The organism is Rhodopirellula maiorica SM1 (genome assembly GCF_000346295.1).
Classification (GTDB): Bacteria; Planctomycetota; Planctomycetia; order Pirellulales; family Pirellulaceae; genus Novipirellula; species Novipirellula maiorica.
Genome location: NZ_ANOG01000219.1, coordinates 1 through 1,916 on the forward strand (window position 1 = coordinate 1; position 1,916 = coordinate 1,916).

Annotated in this window: 1 pseudogene; it reads right to left on the minus strand. The window is 56.3% G+C overall.

The features are described 5' to 3' along the window. Window positions 1–1,415: 1,415 nt before the first annotated feature. Window positions 1,416–1,916: pseudogene (locus RMSM_RS40735) on the minus strand (hypothetical protein); the annotation flags it as partial.

The following is a 1,916-nucleotide window of genomic DNA, read 5'->3' on the forward strand; positions in this document are numbered from 1 at the left end:
GGCGAAATTGCGCGAGCCGTAAACCCAGCCCATACCCCCTATCTTAAACGTTAGGGAACCTGGATCACGGTTCGAAGATCTTTCGGTAGTCGATGATGTTATCGGCGGTTGGATCGACGCGATGGGCCGTGGATTACGGCCTAGATAAATTTTGATGTGCGAATTCGGATCGCACCAAACTCCGAACACTTGGGAGATCTTTATGAATCGGACTGTGGTGAGCGGCATTGCCGCATTCGCACTGTTGATCGGTGCAGCAGTAGTCATGAGCGAAACCGCTGAAGCAGGACACCATGGCGGTGGACTTTTCAGCCGACTGCACGCCAAACAGTGTGGCGGTGGATGCGCTCAACCGTCGTGCGGCGGTTGTGCTGTTGAAAAAAGCTGTGGCGGTGGATTGTTCGCACGCTTGAAGGCCAAGCACGCAGCTCCTTGCTGTGCTGCTGAACCTGTTTGCTGCGAACCAGCACCTGCTCCTGTCTGCTGCGAGCCAGCTCCAGCTCCAGCTCCAGCTCCAGTTTGCTGTGAGCCAGCCCCCGTTTGTGCTCCAGAACCAGCTTGCTGCCCTGAGCCAGCTTGTGGTCACAAGAAGCATTGCGGCTTGTTCAGCAAGTTTCGTAATCGCAAGAGCAGCTGCGGATGTGCAGCCGAGCCAACCTGCTGCGAAGCAGCTCCTGTTGTCGAAGCTCCTTGCTGTGGTGGCGAAGTAGCTGCACCTGCACCAGCTCCTTGCTGTGGTGGCGAAGCTCCTGTTGCTGTTGAAAGCAGCCAAGGCTACGACCTTGCTCCAGGCGAAACGCTCGTTCCTGGCAGCGTAACCACCGGTGCTGTTGAAGCAGCTCCTGCTCCAGAAGCTGCACCTGCTCCTGCTCCAGAAAGCAGCAGCGATGCACCTCCAGCGCCAGCCGCTGACGCTAACACCGACATCTAGTCGTGACTGGCCTAACCGCCGTGTTAGGCTAAACCAGCGAAGATCTTGAAACCTTGCCGATCCATTGGGGATCGGCAAGGTTTTTTTGTGCATGCTAAGCAGGTAACAGGATTGATTGGGTGCATTCCCGTTAGCCGCTTGGGCGCTAGCCTGGGTTGATTTAGTCGAAATGCAAATCGCATTGGTGAGCCGAGGGCCGTAAGGCACCGGGTAATGCGTGGAACCCAGCCACTGATGCGCGAGCGGCTCATTGAATCAACAGCCCGCTAGCCCCGGTTGAATGTCGGAACCGTGGCTAGCGGGCGGTTGATTTAATGAAGTTTTCTCTGGCAAGGGGTGGCTGATGGACTACCTTGCCCGTCATTGGTGTATGCGTCGGACTAGGAAGTCCATCGTACGATCAAATCAATAAGCCGCTAGCCAAAGCGGCTAATACGCAGAAAGACGTTTGCCTAGCTGCTTCAGGGGGATAGCACTGCGAACGTCACTCGCCTAGCAAGTCGACAATGTCGGGTCGCAACCGGCTGACGTCGTTTTGGTCCTCGAGATCGTCGGGCTTCAAATACAGCCGATCGTGCTGATCCGCATCGCGAACGTGGTACCACCGCGATGTGGTCACAGCGACCGACCCTTTGCCGTCACGGGTCAGCACACGCGGATCGAATTCCGAATCGCCACTCGCCCAAACTGATGGATCGACCAGGCAATCGGGCCGCGTCTTGATCTTTGCCAGCATCGCAGGCAAAGAGTTGGCATTGACGACTCTTTTTTCACGCACCGGGCCTAAATCGCTAACAATCATCGGCACACGATGGTGAGAACTTCGCAGCGGGCCCGCGCGATAGCCAATCGTTTGGTTTTGCCCAAGACTAAAACCACTGGTCCCCACCAAAACGACAAGCGGATCCAAATCGCCCACATACTCTAACAGCAGCGCCAACATCCGATCCAACAAGCGGACTTGGCAGCCATACGTCCGCATCCA